This window comes from Caballeronia sp. BR00000012568055 (genome assembly GCF_029439455.1).
Taxonomy (GTDB): domain Bacteria; phylum Pseudomonadota; class Gammaproteobacteria; order Burkholderiales; family Burkholderiaceae; genus Caballeronia.
Window position 1 is genome coordinate 3461 of the sequence record NZ_JAQFVG010000072.1, and the last position, 218, is coordinate 3678.

Here is a 218-nt window from a genome sequence, read left to right on the forward strand (position 1 = left end):
GAATAATTAAAATCAATAGCTAAGCGTGGTTTAGTTAATAACTAATATCCCGCCTTAAAGAAAAAGGCATATGTCTTGCGCTTAGCGGCCATTTTTTCCGCTAAGACTTGAACGAGGGTTAAATAAATGCCGCTAAGAAAATGGAGCGCATTAAAGGTATCTTTATCGTTTTGATATTCTTTTTGATTCGGCTCAGGCCAGCAGCCGACCGATCAGAT